16 protein-coding genes and 1 tRNA gene are annotated in these 19,915 nt (G+C 45.0%); 12 read left to right on the top strand and 5 right to left on the bottom strand.

The features are described 5' to 3' along the window. Window positions 1-111: 111 nt before the first annotated feature. Both QUA03_RS06490 and QUA03_RS06485 read right to left on the bottom strand, forming a co-directional pair. Window positions 112-185, bottom strand: a tRNA-Pro gene (locus QUA03_RS06490). Between the two features lie 326 nt (window positions 186-511). Continuing rightward, window positions 512-1,063: a GNAT family N-acetyltransferase gene (locus QUA03_RS06485; RefSeq protein ID WP_172187348.1), complete on the bottom strand. Its 552-nt coding sequence runs from the start codon at window positions 1,061-1,063 to the stop codon at window positions 512-514. Window positions 1,064-1,309: 246 nt separating this feature from the next. Between QUA03_RS06485 and QUA03_RS06480 the strand changes: the two genes are divergently transcribed. The 11 genes from QUA03_RS06480 to QUA03_RS06430 all read left to right on the top strand — a co-directional run bounded on the left by QUA03_RS06480 (window position 1,310) and on the right by QUA03_RS06430 (window position 15,519). Continuing rightward, on the top strand, window positions 1,310-1,486 hold the full coding sequence (locus tag QUA03_RS06480) for a hypothetical protein (RefSeq protein ID WP_333210655.1): 177 nt from the start codon (window positions 1,310-1,312) through the stop codon (window positions 1,484-1,486). A gap of 85 nt (window positions 1,487-1,571) precedes the next feature. Further along, a complete protein-coding gene (locus QUA03_RS06475; protein WP_006631881.1) occupies window positions 1,572-2,297 on the top strand; it encodes a hypothetical protein in 726 nt (241 codons plus the stop codon). A 128-nt stretch (window positions 2,298-2,425) separates the two neighbouring features. Next, window positions 2,426-3,295 (top strand): alpha/beta hydrolase, encoded by an 870-nt coding sequence (locus tag QUA03_RS06470; protein ID WP_333210654.1) that lies wholly within the window; start codon window positions 2,426-2,428, stop codon window positions 3,293-3,295. Window positions 3,296-3,491: 196 nt separating this feature from the next. Further along, window positions 3,492-4,634, top strand: coding sequence for a heat-inducible transcriptional repressor HrcA (hrcA, locus tag QUA03_RS06465; protein WP_445304765.1), 1,143 nt, complete (start codon window positions 3,492-3,494; stop codon window positions 4,632-4,634). 420 nt (window positions 4,635-5,054) lie between these two features. After that, window positions 5,055-5,189, top strand: a complete 135-nt coding sequence (locus QUA03_RS06460; protein WP_333210650.1) for a hypothetical protein — start codon at window positions 5,055-5,057, stop codon at window positions 5,187-5,189. Window positions 5,190-5,469: 280 nt separating this feature from the next. Then, window positions 5,470-7,062 (top strand): methionine--tRNA ligase, encoded by a 1,593-nt coding sequence (gene metG, locus QUA03_RS06455; protein WP_333210648.1) that lies wholly within the window; start codon window positions 5,470-5,472, stop codon window positions 7,060-7,062. 105 nt (window positions 7,063-7,167) lie between these two features. Then, complete coding sequence (locus QUA03_RS06450) at window positions 7,168-7,773, top strand: LabA-like NYN domain-containing protein (protein ID WP_006631885.1); 606 nt, start codon at window positions 7,168-7,170, stop codon at window positions 7,771-7,773. A 176-nt stretch (window positions 7,774-7,949) separates the two neighbouring features. Continuing rightward, window positions 7,950-9,146, top strand: coding sequence for an LPS export ABC transporter periplasmic protein LptC (gene lptC / locus QUA03_RS06445; RefSeq protein WP_333210646.1), 1,197 nt, complete (start codon window positions 7,950-7,952; stop codon window positions 9,144-9,146). An 85-nt stretch (window positions 9,147-9,231) separates the two neighbouring features. After that, window positions 9,232-9,819: a Uma2 family endonuclease gene (locus tag QUA03_RS06440; RefSeq protein ID WP_333210644.1), complete on the top strand. Its 588-nt coding sequence runs from the start codon at window positions 9,232-9,234 to the stop codon at window positions 9,817-9,819. A gap of 1,007 nt (window positions 9,820-10,826) precedes the next feature. Further along, the gene (locus QUA03_RS06435) at window positions 10,827-13,622 is read left to right on the top strand and encodes an ATP-binding protein (RefSeq protein WP_333210642.1); all 2,796 of its coding nucleotides are present in this window, start codon (window positions 10,827-10,829) and stop codon (window positions 13,620-13,622) included. Between the two features lie 4 nt (window positions 13,623-13,626). After that, the gene (locus QUA03_RS06430) at window positions 13,627-15,519 is read left to right on the top strand and encodes an EAL domain-containing protein (RefSeq protein WP_333210640.1); all 1,893 of its coding nucleotides are present in this window, start codon (window positions 13,627-13,629) and stop codon (window positions 15,517-15,519) included. A 70-nt stretch (window positions 15,520-15,589) separates the two neighbouring features. Here QUA03_RS06430 and QUA03_RS06425 read toward each other — a convergent pair whose 3' ends face one another. Next, window positions 15,590-15,724: a hypothetical protein gene (locus QUA03_RS06425; RefSeq protein WP_333210638.1), complete on the bottom strand. Its 135-nt coding sequence runs from the start codon at window positions 15,722-15,724 to the stop codon at window positions 15,590-15,592. Between the two features lie 168 nt (window positions 15,725-15,892). Further along, entirely contained in the window at window positions 15,893-17,341 is a 1,449-nt protein-coding gene (gene ffh / locus QUA03_RS06420; RefSeq protein ID WP_333210636.1) for a signal recognition particle protein, read from the bottom strand. A gap of 447 nt (window positions 17,342-17,788) precedes the next feature. On the opposite strand from ffh, the gene QUA03_RS06410 reads away from it, so the two are divergent. After that, window positions 17,789-18,016: a type II toxin-antitoxin system HicB family antitoxin gene (locus QUA03_RS06410; protein ID WP_333210635.1), complete on the top strand. Its 228-nt coding sequence runs from the start codon at window positions 17,789-17,791 to the stop codon at window positions 18,014-18,016. 562 nt (window positions 18,017-18,578) lie between these two features. Here the strand turns inward: QUA03_RS06410 and QUA03_RS06405 are convergent. After that, entirely contained in the window at window positions 18,579-19,361 is a 783-nt protein-coding gene (locus QUA03_RS06405; RefSeq protein WP_333210633.1) for a calcium-binding protein, read from the bottom strand. Window positions 19,362-19,915 lie beyond the last annotated feature (554 nt).

The following is a 19,915-nucleotide window of genomic DNA, read 5'->3' as shown; positions in this document are numbered from 1 at the left end:
AGACTGGCGACTTAACACGATCGGCAAAAACTGCCTCAATTTGTTTTCATTTTGACGAAATGTAAACATCAGAGACAGTTCTGCTTCAATCTATTATTTAACATTGTGCGATCGGGATGACAGGATTTGAACCTGCGACATCCTGCTCCCAAAGCAGGCGCGCTACCAAGCTGCGCTACATCCCGGTGTTATAGTTAGCTAACCTCTAACCATTAACACACAAAACCGCTTGCTTGTCAAGCTTTATTAAATATTTAGTTCTCGATGCAGCTAAGGCGAAGTTTTTTTTAGGTTGTGCGGTTTGCTCCCACCCAAAAACCCATACCACCCCCTAGCTCCTATCGTGCTCTGCTCAAATCGACTGACAATACTTGCACAGCTTCATAACGGCCCTGATGCCGAGATACATCCACGTCTCACTGACCGCACCGCACAGGTGCATTCGGTGTTGGCAGCGTCAATATTGTATTGTATATCCTCAACAAATCAACGCCGACCTGCACCTTGCTTGCTAATCTGGATACCAAAACATACCTTTAATCCCCTCTGGATCGGACATAAAGCCCAAATTGCGGTAAAAATCCACCACTTGAGGGTCAGCAAATAAGGTAATGTTGCTGATATCTTCACTGCGGAGTTTTTTAATGATGTATTTCATCAGCGCCTTGCCCATGCCTTTGCCCTGGTAGTCAGGATGAACTACCACATCCCAAAGCGTGGCATTAAAAGCATGGTCTGAAGTCGCTCTGGCGAAACCCACCAGCCGTCGCTGGCTGCCCCGCATCTCCCACATAGAGACGACTAGGAAGCTGTGCTGAATAGCTTTTTTGACTTTACGCAGGGGACGGCGGGACCAACCCACTGCATTACAAAGTTCTTCGAGTTCGTAGAGGTCAATGTCCCGATCGCAACTGAAAAAGATGCGAGCGTTGCCGCTGGCGGGTTTGCGAAACGTTGGGGAAAGCGGATCGCCTAACCCAACAGCCACATCTTCCTCAAAATCCGCTGTTTGGGGTACAGAGGCAGACTCAGAACTACTAAATAAGTTTTTCCAAAAACCCATGCAGGCGCGGTTAAGGTAGTAGAAGTTGGACGACGAGAAAGAGAACCAGACAGATAAACCCACTCCAATCGGCGTAGGATCAATTGCCGGTAGCCTCTTGAGGAACAGTTTACGGTACACTCATCTTACGCCGAAAACAGGGATTTGTCGTCCAACATTGAGTCTGCGCTTTTTTGATTCTGTCAAGTTTGGTAGAACTGTTCTGCTAGCCAGTGCCCGGACAACCCGCTTTTAAGGTAAAATTTGTTGCCGAACCAGGACAGAGGCATTTTGGGAAATGCTTCTTTTGAGTGCCGCCGATCGCGCCGGAACTTATACCCTTGGTGGGAAATACCACTGGAATGGCGCAACGGTGACATTCTCGTGATAAGTTCTCTGACAGATTTGACTTTTGCTTTTAGTGAGGAGACGGGCACAATTTAAGTCGAATCGTCGAATCGAAAATCCCATTGCCATAAGGCATGGAAGAGTCCATACCTATTATATTTCCCGCACCTTCTCCTCAATTATGGCTTCGGGTTTAAAACCATCTACACTAGAACTTCTCAAGCGCTTTAACCGAGCGTTTCCGCAGTTTTATGAGCAATTTGTCAGCAGTGAAATCCAACTGCAAAACCTCAAATTAGCTTACCAACTTTACAAAACTCGGCAAGCAGTCATCGAAATCCGAGCCGAAGGTAATAAAAGTGCGCTGCATTTTGCTTACCGGAACCAATCTTTTCTACTGAGCGATATTTTTGGAGTGCTCGCGGCCTACGGACTGACAATTCACAGTCTGAGTTTGTACGGTCAAATTTACCCGCCCATGCTGGTATTTATCAAATTGGTAGTATCTCGCGGTGGCAAGGTACTGGCAGATAAAACAGCAGAAAATGTCTGTAGAGCCGTTCGAGAGGCATTGGCGGGACATTTTGAGGTTGAAGAGATGTTGGCGGTGGAATTTAATTTAGACGCGGGTTTGGAAGATGTGGCAACTGAATTCTACGTCGATCCGGTTTTCCACTTGCCAGCTTTGCTGATTGAAGCAGATAATCAACCTGGACTTTTTTACAAAGTTATGTATGCCATATGGCAAGAGGATTTGTTGGTAGTAAATGCTAATTTGTTGGTTTGGCGGGGGCGAACTCGCCTGATTCTCTACTTGTTGGGACCCAATGAAAGTTTAATTCCTGAGTATCTGGGGCAGAAAATCGCTGAGGGGGTGCGACAAAGATTGCTAGGCGAGCGATTTTAGGGATACCACTGACTAGGCGTGAACACCTGGTTTTTGGTCAAAACCTTAGTGTGGAGAAAGTTAAACCAAGCCGATCGCCCGATCGAACTACTGATACCTCTGTGTTGATTTCGGGATAGGATAAAATTATGGCAACCATCGACATCCTAGGGGTTCGGCACGCTTACGATTTGACGGCTCCGACTGCAACTTCCCCGGTTCTGGTATTTGTCCACGGCTGGCTGTTAAGCCGCCACTACTGGCAACCTTTGACCGATCGCTTGGCACCCAACTATCAGTGCCTTACCTACGATTTGCGGGGGTTTGGCGACTCTCAATCGGACTCCGGCGACGCTCGCCCATGTTCCGAACCGCTAAATTCCTGCTACACTCCCGTAGCTTACGCTCGCGATTTGGAAATTTTACTCGAAAAACTCGATATATCTTCTGCTTGGCTGGTGGGACACTCTCTGGGCGGTACGATCGCTCTATGGGGAGCCAGCAAATTCTCCGAGCGCGTTAAAGGCGTTGTCTGCATCAATGCAGGGGGCGGCATCTATCTTAAGGAAGAATTCGAGCGGTTTCGAGCGGTCGGCAAGCAGCTAGTGACAATGCGTCCCGGCTGGCTACCTCGCTTGCCCTTAGCAGATTACGTATTTGCCCGCGATTCTGTAGCCCGCTCGATCGGCAGATCCTGGGGACGGCAGCGCTTAATAGATTTCGTGGCAGCTCATCCAGAGGCAGCTTTGGGGGCTTTGTTGGATTCCACCACAGAAGCGGAGATTCACCTATTGCCACAAATTGTCTCCCAACTCAAACAACCTGTTTATTTTATTGCCGGTACTAAAGACAAAATTATGGAACCAAAATACGTGCTGCATTTGGCTAGCTTTCACTGGATGTTCCAAGGTTGTGGCGAGAATGTCCTTCAGCTTGCAGATTGTGGCCATTTGGCAATGGTGGAACAGCCGGATGCAGTGGCTAGTTATCTGCAAAATATTCTGAAAGAACATGATTAGATGGCATGGGGCATGGGGCATGGGGCATTAAAACTTACAAATAACCAATAACCAATAACCAATAACCAATAACAACTGACTTCTTCCTTAATCTAAAATCTGTTATGTTAAATAGATAAGTCTGCCCGATCGCCCTCTTCGGACAGACGTTTCAATTAAATAGTGGCTTTCAACTCTAAATTCTAATTCTGCTTAAATATCTGTGCGCGTTAACCTCACCGATCGGCAACAATACATCCTTTGGGCAACGGTTCGCCACTACATAGCTACAGCGGAACCCGTTGGCTCAAAAGCTTTGGCTGACGAATTCAACCTCAGCGTCAGCCCAGCTACCATTCGCAATGCGATGGGGACTCTTGAAAAAGCTGGACTGCTTTATCAGCCCCACACTTCGGCAGGACGAGTCCCCTCTGACTCCGGCTACCGAATTTACGTAGACCAGTTGATTCAGCCGTCTGATACGCTGGCCCGCAAGGTGGAACAGGTACTAGACCAACTCAATTGGTCGGATGGTCGCATGGACGCGGCACTCCGTGGCGCTGCTCAAATCCTGGCAACTATCAGCGGTTACATAGCAATGATCACCATACCGCAAACCAATATGGCTTGCTTGCGCCACTTGCAACTGGTGCAGCTAGAGCCGGGAAAGGTGATGCTGATCGTGGTGACGGATGCCTACGAAACTCAGTCGGTTTTGGTGCAGTTGCCGAGGGACGCAGAAGGTAACACGCCTGATGTCGAAATCGTCGATCGCGAATTGCAGATTTTGTCAAATTTTTTGAACACCAAGTTGCGGGGACGATCGCTCTCGGAACTCTCGGCTGTAGACTGGAGCGAGTTAGACCGGGAATTTGAGCTGTACGCTGAGTGGATGGGAACCATGCTGACTGCTTTGAGCAGCCGCCAAAGCCATCCAACCTACACGCGGATTCTGATCGGCGGTCTGGCAGAAGCGCTGCGCTTGCCTGAGTTTTCGCAGTTGCAGCAAGTTCAAACCCTGGTGCAATTGCTCGAACAAGAGCAGGAACTGCTGTGGCCTTTGATTTTTGAATCGCCGGAGTTGGACACGCCAGGGAAGCGGGTAACGGTGCGTATTGGCTCGGAAAATTCCTTGGAACCAATTCGTGGCTGTACTCTGATTTCTTCGACTTACCGCCGGGGATCAGTGCCGGTGGGTAGTGTTGGGGTTTTGGGGCCGACGCGGATGGTTTACGAAAATGCGATCGCGGTGGTGGAAGCTGCGGCCGATTATTTGTCCGAAGCTATTGGCGGAAATCGAGTTAGTTTTCCTGATGGCGATCGAGGGCGCTCGGATCATCCCTTGTTAGATGCACCCTAATTTGATAGCCCTAAGCTTAACTGGCTTGGGGTTTTATTGTCTGTAAATGTACTCACAACCTTTAAAAACAGGGTTTGGTGACAAAAAACCTAGGCTTTTATCCTACATTCCACACCCTGGGGTCTTATAAGCATAATTACGCAGAAAACTATATCTTCAGAGTAACAAATTATGCCTTTAAAAAGTGATTTATCCGTCAATATACGGTATTATAGTATGATTTATAGTTTTATTGGTGGATCAAAATAAGTAAAAACCGATAGTGACAGTTGAGGGTGCAGAATGTAGGTTTGATACTCTTTTTGGGGTAAGAAACTAAAGCTTCGCGCTTGACAAGAGAGTTTCGTAAACAACCCTGTTTCTCCGTCCATGAGCCGCTAGGAAAGTGGCAGAAGTTAGGGGGAAGCGACTTTCCGGCGATTGGGAGAAAAAGATTGCGATGGCGAGCGATCGCGCATTTACAGAAAGTGGTCGCGGAGTGTTAGTCAAATGGCAGGTTTAGCAGCCGAACTGATGAGTTATGTTGCAATCCTGGTGGGAGATCGCTCGCTCTAGGGATAGCGGCTGCGACAAATAAATTGAGGAGGCGCGAACCTCGCGCTCGTCGCTTCCCAAGGTAGCAGAATGTCAAAATATTAAGACATTTTAGAGAGTTTGTCAAAAACAACTAAAAAAGATTAGTGTGGAGATGAAAGCAATATTTCTTTGGGGAATAGCCCGGGTTAGACAACTGCACATAACTTGCAGTAAGTTTGGCTTAATTGCCACTCCATAAAAAATTTAACCGCTGAGTTAAGATCGAAACGAAATTTAGGGAATTTTCTTTTAACATTCAATGAAATCGACTGATAAAACTAAGAATACCTTTGCGATAACAACGCCTCTGTATTATGTAAACGATTTACCTCACGTTGGCAGCGCTTATACGACTATGGCTGCGGATGCCCTAGCCCGATTTGAGCGGCTGCGGGGCAAATCTGTTTTGCTGGTGACGGGGACGGACGAACACGGACAGAAAATTCAGCGCACAGCCGAGAGTTTGGGACGATCGCCCCAAGCTCACTGCGATTCAGTGGTTCCGGCGTTTGAGGCGCTGTGGGAGCAACTCGACATCCAGTACGATCGCTTCATCCGTACAACTTCGCGGCGTCACGAGTACATTGTCAAAGAATTTTTCCAGCGCGTCTGGAACTCCGGCGACATCTACTTGAACCAGCAACAAGGGTGGTACTGCGTCTCCTGTGAAGAATTCAAGGATGAACGGGAATTGTTGCCGGGAAATCGGTGCTCCGTCCACACCAGCAAGGAAGTTGAGTGGCGCGACGAGGAAAATTACTTTTTCCGTCTGTCCCGGTATCAAGACCAACTGCTGGCCTTGTACGCAGAACGTCCCGACTTCATCGCGCCGGAAAGCCGACGCAACGAAGTGCTCAGTTTCGTCAACTCTGGACTGCAAGACTTTTCGATTTCTAGAGTGAATCTCGAATGGGGTCTGCCAATGCCAGTTGACCCCAGTCACAGCATCTACGTCTGGTTTGACGCTTTGCTGGGATACGTCACCGCCTTGCTAGATCCGGACAGCGACCCGATTTTGGAGAATGCTTTATCTAAATGGTGGCCGATTGACTTGCACTTGATCGGCAAAGATATTCTTCGCTTCCATGCAGTTTACTGGCCGGCAATGCTGATGTCAGCAAATCTGCCGATGCCGGGTCGCGTCTTCGCACACGGGTTTTTGACCAAAGACGGCAAAAAAATGGGGAAAACAGAGGGTAATACTTTAAACCCTGTCGAATTGGTCAACAAATACGGCGCTGATGCAGTGCGTTACTATTTTCTCAAAGAAATTGAGTTCGGAGAGGACGGCGATTTTAACGAAACTCGGTTTATCAATATATTGAATGCTGAGCTAGCAAATGATTTGGGAAATTTGCTTAATCGTACCCTAAACATGGCTCGCAAATATTGCGGTGGCTCCGTACCGAAGGTGTTGGCAGAAAATATTGACGGCGACAACCTTCTCAAGGCTATGAGCCTGGATTTGGGCGAGCAAGTAGCGAGTTTTTACGAAGAGTTAGCTTTTAGCAAGGCTTCCGAAGCCGTGCTTGCATTAGTTCGAGCCGGGAACAAATTTATTGACGTGCAAGCACCTTGGAGTTTGTACAAGCAGGGACAGATCGAAAGTGTCGAACAAGTGCTATATTCTGTTCTGGAATCTGTTAGACTAGCATCTTACCTTTTATCGCCGATTATTCCGAATATCAGCAACGCTATCTATCAGCAGCTAGGTTTTTCAATTGACTTTAACGATCGAGTTACAGTTAACAGTTTAGCGAATTTTGCAGCTCATGCTGCCTGGGGCGCTTTGCCTGCAAACCAAACTCTGGGGGAACCCCAACCTGTTTTTAAGCGGCTCGAACTGCTGTAAACAGTACCTTCATAGTTGGCAGCCAGCGCTCTGGGTGTTATGACAGACTACGAATTAGCAGTTATTTCCTTACCAATCTTTCATAAAAATTGAGGCATAACAATCATGTTGAATAGAATAGAAAGCAACGACCTTTTTACGCCGGAACAGGTTCTAGAAAATCGCGGTCGAGTAGCAATTTTTATTGACGGTTCTAACCTTTTTTACGCGGCTTTGCAGTTAGGAATTGAGATTGATTACACTAAGCTGCTGTGCCGTTTAACTGCGGGTTCACGGCTGCTGCGCTCTTTCTTCTACACGGGTGTCGATCGCACTAACGAGAAACAGCAGGGGTTTTTGCTATGGATGCGCCGCAACGGCTACCGCGTGATTTCTAAGGATTTGGTACAGTTGCCAGATGGTTCTAAGAAGGCGAATTTGGATGTAGAAATCGCTGTGGATATGATGGCTTTAGTGGGGTCTTACGACACGGCGGTTCTGGTCAGCGGTGACGGCGATTTGGCTTATGCTGTAGACGCTGTGAGCTATCGCGGCGTGCGGGTTGAAGTGGTGAGTTTGCGATCGATGACGAGTGACAGTTTGATTAATGTAGCCGATCGCTATATCGATTTGGAAATGATTAAGGACGACATCCAAAAAACATCGCGCCCTAATTATGCTTACCGCCCTTTATCGGGTCTGAGCTTGATGGAGGAACACGACGACAGATAGGGATTTTGTAAGGGGTAATTGGTAAGGGTTAATAGGTGATGGTTAATGGGTTGAATTCTGGAGAATTAGAAGTTAAAAATTTAGACAAAGCATAAGACATTTTTAATTTTTAATTAAGTGTTTTTCACTACCAAATTATCAATTACAAATTAACGATTACCAATTCCCAATTCCCAATGATTAATCTCACATCCCCAAATCCCAATCTCAAATCCCCAAAATTGAGGCTGCTATTTTTAGTCGCACTGATTTTGGGGATTAACGCTTGTGCGGTTCCGCAAGAGACTCAAAAGAATAAATTAGCTGAGGATCTCCAAACTGCTCAAGAGTCAAACAGCACTTTAACTTTAAACAAAGTAACTCTAGAACAAGCAAACGAAAAGGGCGAGACGTTCTGGAAAGTAAACTCGCAAAATGCCGTTTACAGCAAAGACAAAAAGATAGTTAACGTTCAGAAACCTGTGGGCAAATTGTTTCAGGACGGCAAAGAAATTTACGACATTCAGGGAGAGACCGGGCAGGTATTTCAGGAAGGAAATCAGGTTTTTCTCAAAGGTAACATAGTCGCTACAGACCTAAAAAATGGAGTAGTTTTGCGCGGAAATGAGTTGGAGTGGCGGCCGAAAGAAGATGTTCTAGTTGTCCGTAACAATTTGACTGGAGAGAACAAACAGGTAACTGCTTCAGCGAAGGAAGCGCGGGTTTTCAGTAGGGCTAAGAGGATGGAGTTATTCGGATCTGTAGTGGCGAAGGTTAAAGATCCGGTTTTGCAATTGCGAACCGAGCACTTAGTGTGGTTTGTGGAGCAACAAAAGGTAAACAGCGACCAACCGACTCAAATTGACAGATACAAAGATAAAATAGTAACAGACAGCGGTTTTGCCGACCAAGTAGATGTAGACTTAAAAACCAAGATTGCGACGCTGACAAAAAACGCTCAATTGATGCCATCAGACCCGCCGCTGCAAATAGAAAGCAGTTTGATGAGTTGGAATTTTCCCGCGCAATCTGTGGTATCGCCTGGGCCTGTGAAGGTTTTTCACCGCGTGGAAAAGGTGACGATGACTGGGGATACGGGGCGGGGAGATTTAGAGAAAAAAATCTTTTATTTGACTGGGAATGTGGTAGGAATTGGGGAAAAACGTCAAGCTCAATTAAATACCGATCGCGTAACGTGGTATTTAACTAATCAGACTTTTGACGCCGAAGGAAATGTCGTTTACAAGCAACTAAATCCGGTGTTTAATTTAACTGGGCCGAGGGCGGCGGGAGAGTTGAAAAATCAAACTGTGATTGTCAAAGGCGACGGTGGCGGCGGCCAAGTGGTTACGGAATTTGTACCGGACGAGTACAAGGGAACTTTGGGACAGTAGATGGGATTGCAACCGCAGATGTTGGCAGATGAACGCAGAGGAACGCAGATATAATTAAGATTGGATTGAGTAAGGAGGGGTTGGGATGACGACAACTTTAGAAAAGTTAGAAGAGCTCGATGAACCTATCTTAATTGACGAGCTGAGTTGGAGAGAGTTTAAGGCTGTTGAACAGTTGCTCTCGCGTCAGGGGGTGAGGCTGTCGTTTTTAGATGGGGTATTTGAGATTAGACGTATACCTGGAAGAAAACACGAAACTGCCAAACAGCGGATTTCAACGCTGGTGGATCTCTATTTGGAATATGCAGGGATTGACTTTACGCCAACTGGTTCGGTGACGCTTGAAAGTGAAACTGGAAGGGTGAAGCCAGAAGCAGATTTGTCTTACGAATTGGGTTCTAACCGAGAACTTCCCGATTTGGCGGTAGAAGTGGTAGTGGTGGTGATTAGCGGCGGTATTAACAAGTTGGAAGCTTACAAACGCCTGGAAATTCCTGAAGTTTGGTTTTGGGAAAATGGCGCACTTCGTATGTATTCCTTGGGGGCTGATGGATATGCAGAGGTCGATCGCTCTCAAGTTCTGCCCGACTTAGATATTGTATTATTGACCCGGTGTATCCATATTGAAAATCACCTTCAGGCAATGCGGGAATTCAGGCAAGCTATTCAATAGAAATTGATTGTGCAATTAAGTTTGTAATAATGATTTCTGTCTTTTCTTAAAGCTGTTAGTTACTAAGGACTAAAGTTCCTGAATACAACACATCCCAACAGGCAGCATACACTGGAAGAGCGCAGCGAAGTCGATCGTCCGAGACAGTAGTAAGTAAAAATACTTGGCGGGGTGACAACGCCTGTGAAACCTTGATGGTAAAAGCATTAAAGCCCCTGAACCTCAAAAAAGATAGGGGATTATTGACAGGCTTATTGACTCATAAGATCCTCCAAGCTCGCCTTGAACCTGATTCAAGGGAGCTCGCCACTCTCTTTTATTAACTCACGCCTGCGAATATCTTTTCGCTTGGTCAATCAACTCAAAACCTTGACGCAGCTTTGCTTTAGGCACTATGCAGGATAAACTATTAAGTTATTGTGCATCTAGGTTCCCATTTCCTCTATTTGAGAATCCTTGTGGGACGGGTCAGAGAACTCGTTGAAAAAAGAAGCGCAATTTAGCTGGCGTAAGCTTAGGACTTACGCATAGAACTCCGAAACCCTTTTTCCAAGAGGGCTTTCAAGTGCCCCGTTTTTTGAAGCGGTCCCCCCCTTTTTAAGGGCAGCACGGGCAAGCTGGTTTTCAGACCCTATATTTCGTAAGTCCTGACTATAGTTGTATGCTTAGATCAATTAGTATTGAGGTCAAGACCTACAAGTGAATGAAGGTGTACTCAATATCGATGAAATATGCAGGTAGGCTTACACTGCAAGCCCAAGCAGAATATAGCATTTGACATTTATGGAGATTTCGTCTCAAATGGGGATCCGTTTTTTTTCATAAATTTGCCAACTGTATCAGTATTAGCCACTCCTTTCAGCCAGGTTATTCAACAATAAGATATCATTAAACCAATTGGCGTTCAAGAGAGACGAAATCAATAATTTCCCTATAGCTGACTTTAAATGACCAAGGGTGAGCAACTGTTGTTATTGAAATAATCCCAATACTAAAATGACTCCGCCATGACACTAATCGCAAGTAAGAATGAACTTGCAAAAAGCCCTCAAAAAATCCCGCTGCGCCTCGTCTTAGTCGTACCATTCGTGCTGCAAATCTTTCTCGCTGTAGGACTGACAGGTTGGCTCTCGCTACGCAACGGCAAAACTGCCGTCAACAACGTTACTAGCCAATTACGAACTGAGGTACTCGCCCGCATCAATCAACAACTAAACACTTATTTGGAAACGCCCCATTTGGTCAATGCCATCAGCGTTGATGCCATTGGCCGCTTTGGGTTGTGGAATCCAGACAATATGAGTTCTATGAGAAGCTACTTCTACTGGCAGCTCAAGCAATTTCCCACCGTTAGTTACATCAGTTTTGGCGGGGAAAGAAAAGAATATGCGGGTGCTGGATATAAGGATGATGGCAGTGTGGTTATTGAAATAACCGATCGCTCTACTAATTTTCTCAATACGATCATCAGGGCCGATAGAGAGGGCAACCCGACTCAGTTTAAGGAAACCCACCCCGACTACGATCCCCGCATCCGACCCTGGTATAAAGCCGCCAAAGTTGCAGGTAAACCCCAATGGAATAAAATTTATCAATATTATATTCAACCCAGCCTAGGAATCTCCGCTAGCCAACCTGTTTACGACCAAAATGGCACTTTTCGAGGAGTTGTAAGTACCGATCTGTTTCTCTCAAAAATCGGCGACTTTCTCCAAACTTTAAAAATTGGTAAATCGGGAAAGACTTTCATCATCGAACGATCGGGATTGCTAGTGGCTTCTTCCACCGCCGAGAAGCCATTTATCAAGAGCAAGAATCGCCAAGAAACGCAAAGATTAAAAGCGATTGAAAGCAGCATACCTTTGATCCAGGGTACAGCGCAACATTTAATAGAACGCTTTGGTAACTTTACCAAAATTGACAGCAACCAGCAACTAGACTTTATGCTAGATGGTCAGCGGGAATTCGTGCAAGTATCCCCATTCCAAGATGGTAAAGGTCTTGATTGGCTGATTGTTGTAGTCGTTCCAGAAGCCGACTTTATGGAGGAAATCAATGCCAATACCCGTAGCACTATCCTACTCTGCGTTTTAGCGTTAGTGCTAGCGACGTTGTTAGGAATCCTCGCTTCCCGCTGGATTACCCATCCTATTTTTCTTTTGAGTAAAGCGAGTAGAGCGATCGCTAGCGGTCAATTAAACCAAAAAGTAGACGTAAATGGCATAGATGAACTGGGAATTCTCGCTCAATCTTTTAACCAAATGGCGCAGCAATTGCGCGAGTCTTTTGCTGCTTTAGAAAAGACCAACTCCGAGCTAGAAAATCGAGTAGAAGAACGAACAAGTGAGCTAAAAGAGGCAAAAATTGCCGCTGATACTGCTAACCATGCCAAGAGCGAATTCCTCGCCAACATGAGCCATGAACTTCGCACACCCCTGAACGGAATTCTAGGATACTCTCAAATTATGGAGCGCGATAAAACTACCACTCTTAAACAAAAAGATGCTATCCACATTATTCACCAGTGTGGTTCCCACTTACTCACGCTGATTAACGATATTTTAGATCTTTCTAAAATTGAAGCCCGTAAAATGGAACTTTACAGTTCAAATTTTAATTTTTCTTCTTTTTTGATCGGGGTTGTGGAAATGTGCTGCATCCGAGCTGAACAAAAAGAAATTACATTTAGTTATCAAGTATTAAATCAACTTCCTAACGCTGTAAGTGCTGATGAAAAACGACTGCGCCAAGTTTTACTTAACCTTTTGGGCAATGCTATTAAATTTACCGAAAAAGGAGGTGTTATTTTTAAGGTAGGCGTAATAGGTACGGGGGAAGAATCTGACCAATCACAACTTACTAAAATTCGTTTCCATATCCAAGATACGGGGATTGGAATGGCACCAGAACAGTTAGAAAAAATATTCTTACCGTTTGAACAAGTCGGAAATAGCCAGCAGAAGGCAGAAGGCACTGGGTTGGGATTAGCGATCGCACAGAAAATTGTTCAAATGATGGGAGGCGAAATACACGTCGAAAGTATACTCGGTCAAGGTAGCATTTTTTACTTTGATTTAGAGTTGACTCAATCATCTGAATTTATTGAGCAACCTTCGCTAAATACTTCTATTAATTTAACAGGTTTTAAAGGCGATAAAAATAGAATTTTGTTAGTAGACGATCGATTTGAAAATCGAGGCTTTATTAGAAGTTTTTTAGAACCACTAGGTTTTAATATTATGGAAGCTTGTAATGGACAAGAGGCTTTAAATAAAGCCATTAATTTTCAACCGGATCTGATTATCACAGACTTAGTGATGCCAGTAATGGATGGATTTGAAATGTCGCGGCGCTTCCGAAAATCATCAGAGTTTAAGGATGTAATATTGATAGCATCCAGCGCCAGCGTGTTTGAATTCGATCGGAAAAATAGCCACGAAGCAGGTTGTAACGAGTTCTTAGCAAAGCCTATTCAAGTAGAAGAATTGCTAGAAGTCTTAAAAAATTACTTACAAATAGAATGGATATACGACCCCCCTGCGGATTTGGCTAACACACCGCAGGCAGATTTCACGGATTTATTAAACGTTCAGAGTGGTGAGCTTGTGATACCACCATCAGCAGAGCTGGTAGCGCTGTTTAATGCAGCTCGGATCGGCGATATTGAAGTGGTTGAGCAGGAAGCCAATAGACTCAAGCAGATAGACGGCAACTATCTACCCTTTGCTAATAAAATCTTGCAATTTGCCAAAAATTTTGAAGAAAAAGAACTACTAGCTTTTGTCAAACAACATTTGGGCTAATAAAATGCTTAACCAAAAAGACAATGTAATTTTAATTGTTGACGATAACCCGAATAACCTTAAACTTCTGTTCGATTTTTTGAAGGAGTCAGGCTTCAAGGTTTTAGTAGCTAAGGATGGGGAAAGTGCTATTGAGAAGTTACAAGAAGTTTCGCCAAATATCATATTGTTAGATGTGATGATGCCGGGGATGGATGGCTTTGAGACCTGCTACCGCTTAAAAGCATCGGTGGCAACGAAAGATATCCCTGTGATTTTTATGACAGCTCTTACGGAGCGCGTGGATAAGGTTAAAGGTTTGTCAATGGGGGCAGTAGATTATATCACCAAACCCTTTCAGCAAGAGGAAGTCCTAGCCCGCGTGCAACTACACCTGAGACTGCGAAATTTGACCAAGACGCTGGAAGAGCACAATGTGCTTCTTAAACAGGAAATTGAAGCGCGAAAAGAGGCGGAAATGGCTTTGCAGAAACTCACTTCTGAGTTAGAGGAACGGGTGGCTTCTCAAACGGCTGAACTTAGACAAGCCTGCAACGAGCTTCAACAGGCTCAAGTTCAGTTGTTGGAAAGAGAACAAAAATTAGGACATTATGCTTTTCACGACGCGCTAACGGAGTTGCCTAACCGCGCTTGGTTTATGAATCGGCTGCAACAGGCGATCGACTTGTCGTACAGACATGAAGATTATCTATATGCAGTGCTATTTATTGACCTAGATCGCTTTAAAGTAGTGAATGATAGCCTCGGACATTTAGTTGGGGATCAATTACTAAAAAGCGTTGCTCGTCAATTGCAACTTTGTTTACGGCATACAGATGCAGTTGCGCGGTTTGGAGGAGATGAATTTGTGATATTGCTGGAAGATATTAAAGATATAGATGAACCAAATAGGGTGGCTGAACGCATCCAAAATCAATTAAGGCAGCCGTTTAATTTGAATGAATATGAAGTATTTACCGAGATCAGCATTGGAATTATCGTTAGCACAATGGGTTACGAGCGCCCAGAAGACGTACTCAGAGATGCGGATATTGCTATGTATTATGCTAAAGCTCAAGGTAGAGGGCGTTACGAAATTTTCGATCCAGCTATGCAAACTGTGGCGATGACGCGCTTGCAGTTGGAGAACGACTTGAGAAGGGCAATGGCGCTACAAGAATTTTGCGTTCACTACCAGCCAATTGTCTCCCTTTCTACGGGGCAACTGAGTGGCTTTGAAGCTTTGGTGCGATGGCATCACCCATCTGGCATCATCTACCCGCCTGCTGAGTTTATTCCTGTGGCTGAAGAAACTGGTTTGATCAATGAATTGGGGTGGTTTGTTTTGCAGGAAGCTTGTCACCAGATTAGTATTTGGCAGCAACAGTTTCCCCAAACACCTCCCTTGGCGATTAATGTCAATCTTTCCCCCGTGCAGCTCAAGCAAGCAAACCTACTCAATCGAATTGAGGAGATTTTGCAGCAGACTGGCTTTCCCAGCTACCGTCTCAAACTAGAGATTACTGAAAGTTGCATTTTGGAAACAGTATCCAGAGAAGAAAAGATGTTGAAGCAGCTAAAGGCTCTAGGCATTCTGTTGTGTATCGATGACTTTGGCACGGGGTACTCTTCTTTAAGTCGCTTACATGAGTTTCCCATTGATACCTTAAAGATTGACCGGTCTTTTGTGAGCCGCATTGGCTCAGACAACAGTGGCGTAGAAATTATCCAGACAATTGTGACGCTGGCTCGCAGCCGAGGTATGGATATTGTGGCAGAAGGCATAGAAACGCCAACACAGCTACAGAAACTGCGAGAGTTGGGGTGTGAGTTGGGGCAAGGATATTTATTTTCTAAGCCTGTAGACAGCGAAAAGGCAACCGAACTATTAGGCATAAAAGTAGGGGTAGTAAGCTAGCCAGTCATCTAGTTTAGCCCCAATAAATTTTATGAATCTCTTCTAGGAAAGCCGCAAAAGCCTACTCTCCTTATACATTTCTCTCTAATCTCAAACCGGGATTGGCCAATGCTAGGGCCTCGAATTGCTGGCTACTGACAAGAAGTCCGATCGCGTTTGGCAATTCTATAGATATGATTTCTGATTGAGTAATTGTTTGTACCATATTTAATTACAGGCTTTTTTAGATTGAAATCGGTAACAAGAAAAGAGCTAAATAAGAACTATCGCGGGGGGGTGGGGCGGGTTTACGAGATTATCGGTTTTAGGCAATTATTTTTGGTGAACCCGCCCCTACAAATTTTTGACAATCGTGTAATAAGTTTGATGCTTTTTACAACTGTCCGAAACCTTTTTTTGGCTTATCTTTTTTCTTTTTCTTCTTCTGCTGGGCTCCCATATAGCCACGGGAACCGGGCTGCATTCCGGGGCCACCCATTCCCGGCATTCCCGGCATTCCCGGCAATCCTCCCATTCCTGTAAAGTTGCCTTGACTCATTTGCTGCATCATTGTACGCATTTTCTGAAAATCGCTGACCAGCTTAGTTACGTCGTTTTCAGCATAGCCTGCGCCTTTGCCGATGCGGCGGCGGCGGGATGGAGAACTTGCTAAAAGTTCGGGATTGCGGCGTTCTTCAACTGTCATGGAATTAATCATGGCTTCGGTGCGTTTTAGCTGCACTTCTCCCTGCCGCATTTGTTCGTCTGAAAGTTTGTTCATCCCCGGAATCATTTTCATGATGCCGCCGAGGGAACCCATGTTTTTTAACAGTCTGGTTTGCTTGAGAAAGTCGGTAAAGTCAAACTTTGCCGTAAGCATTTTCTCTTGCATTTTCTCGGCATCGGCGATGTCAAATTCTTCTTGCGCTCTTTCTACTAGCGTCAAGACATCGCCCATGCCGAGTATTCTAGATGCCATGCGATCGGGATAAAATGGTTGCAATGCTTCCACTTTTTCGCCGACTCCGACAAATTTAATCGGCGCGCCGGATATTTGCCGCACGGATAAGGCTGCACCGCCGCGGCTGTCGCCGTCTAATTTGGTTAAGATTGCGCCGGTAATGCCGATTTGTTCGTGAAAGGTGCGGGTTAAATTGGCTGCTTCTTGGCCGGTCATGGCATCAACAACTAACAGCGTTTCGTGGGGTTGTACTGTTTGTTTGATGCGGCCCAATTCGGCCATCATGTCTTGGTCGATTTGCAGGCGACCTGCGGTATCGACGATGATGGTATCGATGCCGATTTGTTTGCCGTGTTCGATGCCTTGGCGGGCAATTTCTACGGGGTCAATGTCTTTGCCTAATTCAAATACGGGTACGTCGATTTGTTTGCCGAGGGTCAGCAATTGGTCGATCGCGGCTGGTCGATAAATGTCGGTTGCGACTAGCAGTGCGGTACGATTTTGTTTGCGGAGGTGCAGCGCTAGTTTGGCGGTGGCGGTGGTTTTCCCGGTTCCTTGCAAACCTGCCATCAGGATCACTGTGGGCCCGGATTCGGCGGTGGCGAGGGGTACGTTGGTTTCCCCCATGACACGCACGAGTTCGTCGTGAACGATTTTGATGAATTGTTGGTCGGGACGGACGCCTGAAACGACTTCTGCGCCTTGTGCTTTTGCCGCTACCTCTGAGATGAAGTTTTTGACGACTTGGAGGTTGACATCGGCTTCCAGGAGGGCGCGGCGGACTTCTTTGAGCGCGTCTTGGATGTTGGACTCGGAGATTTTATTTTGTCCGCGCAGTTTTTTCCAGGTGGATTCGAGTCGATCGGCAAGGGCTTCAAACATAGGGCAATTTAGGCTAGTCAGTATTTTTAATTTTAGGCTAAATGGGAGTTTTTGGATTGGGGTTTTGCTGAAAGTTGAATGTTTTTATTTTCTAACCGCTGAGGAACGCGGATTGATGCTGAAACTATTTCAAATTCATGTAGTAGGGTACGTTTTGACAAACCGTACTTTCGGGAATATGATTAAAGTATTTCCGTCACCTTGCGACAATTTTAATGTCTGCTTATGCCCAAAAAGATTCGAGAACCCAAAAGCCTACTACTAAAAGCTGGGTTTACTTATCGTTCGGCAAAAGGCAGCCATACAAGATGGGTTCATCCTTTACTACTATCATGAACCAATTACCATTGCTGGAAATGATGGCGATGATGCGAAACTGTATTTAGAGAGAGAAGTTAATCGAAAAATTGGAATATTAAAAGCAATTGAAGAAGATGAACCTGAATCATGAAATTACCTTATATAATTGTTATTCAATGGTCGGATGAAGATAACTGCTACCTAGTTCATTTACCTGATTTTCCATCTCAGCAGTTCCACACTCATGGAAATACCTACGAAGAAGCTTTGCAGAATGCAGTAGAGGTATTAGAGCTTTTAGTTGAAGAATATCAGGTAGATGGTAAATCTCTGCCAGAACCTAAAACTCTAGTAGAAAACTTGCTGTTTGCTTGATTATAGATTTGAAGCGATCGCCCTTTCCCAAAAAACAGCCGATCGCTCTTTTATGTAGAAGGGCGATTGTTTTTATATTTGGATGTTTTGAAGTTATTTGATGTTGGTTTTTATGTATCCGCTCAATAATCCGGGGTAAATCGCTCAACGATGCACGTCAAATGACGCAAAATCGTTCCTTAGTGGGTAGTCCGCCCCAAATTATTGAGCGGATACAATATAGCGTTTCCTTAGCTGATCAGGTACAACCAATCCTTATCCATTAAGGATTTTAGCTCTAAAAATGTACCTCATTTGACTGAGAAACGCTATATATAAGTAACCACACAAAATTAATTACATAAAGACTCCTTGCTAGGCAAGGGTTTCAGTAGAAATATTGTGTAATTAATTCGGAACTACTACTTACATTCCCCGATTTTTAATTTCTACTTTTAGATTAGCCTAAAAAACATTTAAAGGAAGAACTGTTTTAATATCAATTTTGCAAAGTACGGTTGCGTATAGATAGATTGCCCCCTATCTGTAGGGGACACTGCACTGCCGTGTCCCCTACCCGGAACTAAGCTAAAAACTGGAATTGAGAACCATTAACTGCCAATGCAAACGGACTCGCTTGTTCAAATGCACCCGTAAGTTCAAAGCTGTTGGTATTTAAAACTACCCCCACAATTTGTCCATTAATTATGTTTTCAATCACCATGTCATTGATAATTCCGTCGTTATCGTAAGCAATCAAATTGTCGTCTTCAAAGAAAAGGTCTAGTTCTGTTAAACCGTCCGTCAAACCGATGCGATCGCCCTCGTCAAAGTTAAAATCGGTAATGACATCTGCTCCATTTATACCAAATGCTTCCTCGTTGCTTCTGAGCACGAATATGTCAGCACCGAGGCCTCCCGTGAGCACGTCAACTCCCCGATCGCCCGCTAAGAAATCGTTGCCCTCATTGCCGAATAAATCGTCGTCTCCTTGCCCTCCCCGCAGGATATCGTTCCCGAACCCTCCGAAGATAAGGTCATTTCCGGCGTCGCCCCTAACTACGTCGTTGCCATCATTTCCATCCAGGCGATCGTCCTCTTTCCCGCCGTAAATTATGTCATTTCCGCCACCACCACCGATAATATCATTGCCGTTATTTCCTAACAGCCGTTCGTTAGAATCCGACGAACCTCCTATAGTATCGTTGCCGTCGAGTCCCCAAACTCCCCAGGGAAAAGACGACAAATTTCCATTCCCTACGTTAATCTCATCGGGTGTAGCGAATCCCAAAAGACGTGGGCCACCCCCAGCAAATACAGGAAATCCCGTCACATCGGCAATGAGATTGTTAACCGTTAAAGCCATAACTATGTCCTTTCAAAAATCCTGTTAGCTGTATTATACATTTTAATTATTTCCTTGCCAAATCGCAAGGATCTTGGGATTTTGGATGCAACTTTTATTTTCTCAATTAATGACAAGCAACCTGTTGGTCTATATAGCAATCCTCAATCATTTGTGAATTTCTTACTCCCTCCCCTTGATAAGGGGAGGGTTGGGGTGGGGTAAAAAGTTTACGACTCCTGCAAGGATTGCTATAGCCAATTACCAATTACCAATACTTCGGCTAGGCGATCGTATAAGTTACCAATTCCCAATTCCCAATTACCAATTACCAGGGCTGTGCTTCATTCAACCCAAACCTGCTATAGATCTCGCCTTTGAGTCAAATAGCATTAGTTGCTGACACTATCCGCTACAGTCTACCGCTTATAATGGGTGTTACCCCCCAGGCAGTAAACACGTTAATATCACCTATAACGTCGAGACTGAGAGGTTGTTTGTGAATAAAAGTAAAAGTCCCTGGGCCCATCCTCCGAGAAAAAACCCAGTTTCCGATACCCATACACAAACTTTAC

This window comes from Microcoleus sp. S36b_A4, assembly GCF_036700645.1.
GTDB lineage: Bacteria > Cyanobacteriota > Cyanobacteriia > Cyanobacteriales > Microcoleaceae > Microcoleus.
Note: the sequence above shows the minus strand (reverse complement) of the source record. Positions and strands in the feature narration are given on the sequence as shown.

Bases quoted from the DNA above. Each gene is read 5' to 3' on its own strand.
- QUA03_RS06405 (WP_333210633.1), bottom strand. From the start codon at position 19,361: ATGGCTTTAACGGTTAACAATCTCATTGCCGATGTGACGGGATTTCCT.
- QUA03_RS06435 (WP_333210642.1), top strand. From the start codon at position 10,827: ATGACACTAATCGCAAGTAAGAATGAACTTGCAAAAAGCCCTCAAAAA.
- QUA03_RS06450 (WP_006631885.1), top strand. From the start codon at position 7,168: ATGTTGAATAGAATAGAAAGCAACGACCTTTTTACGCCGGAACAGGTT.
- QUA03_RS06430 (WP_333210640.1), top strand. From the start codon at position 13,627: ATGCTTAACCAAAAAGACAATGTAATTTTAATTGTTGACGATAACCCG.
- QUA03_RS06485 (WP_172187348.1), bottom strand. From the start codon at position 1,063: ATGGGTTTTTGGAAAAACTTATTTAGTAGTTCTGAGTCTGCCTCTGTA.
- QUA03_RS06440 (WP_333210644.1), top strand. From the start codon at position 9,232: ATGACGACAACTTTAGAAAAGTTAGAAGAGCTCGATGAACCTATCTTA.
- QUA03_RS06470 (WP_333210654.1), top strand. From the start codon at position 2,426: ATGGCAACCATCGACATCCTAGGGGTTCGGCACGCTTACGATTTGACG.
- QUA03_RS06410 (WP_333210635.1), top strand. From the start codon at position 17,789: ATGAAATTACCTTATATAATTGTTATTCAATGGTCGGATGAAGATAAC.
- ffh (WP_333210636.1), bottom strand. From the start codon at position 17,341: ATGTTTGAAGCCCTTGCCGATCGACTCGAATCCACCTGGAAAAAACTG.
- lptC (WP_333210646.1), top strand. From the start codon at position 7,950: ATGATTAATCTCACATCCCCAAATCCCAATCTCAAATCCCCAAAATTG.
- QUA03_RS06475 (WP_006631881.1), top strand. From the start codon at position 1,572: ATGGCTTCGGGTTTAAAACCATCTACACTAGAACTTCTCAAGCGCTTT.
- QUA03_RS06425 (WP_333210638.1), bottom strand. From the start codon at position 15,724: ATGGTACAAACAATTACTCAATCAGAAATCATATCTATAGAATTGCCA.
- metG (WP_333210648.1), top strand. From the start codon at position 5,470: ATGAAATCGACTGATAAAACTAAGAATACCTTTGCGATAACAACGCCT.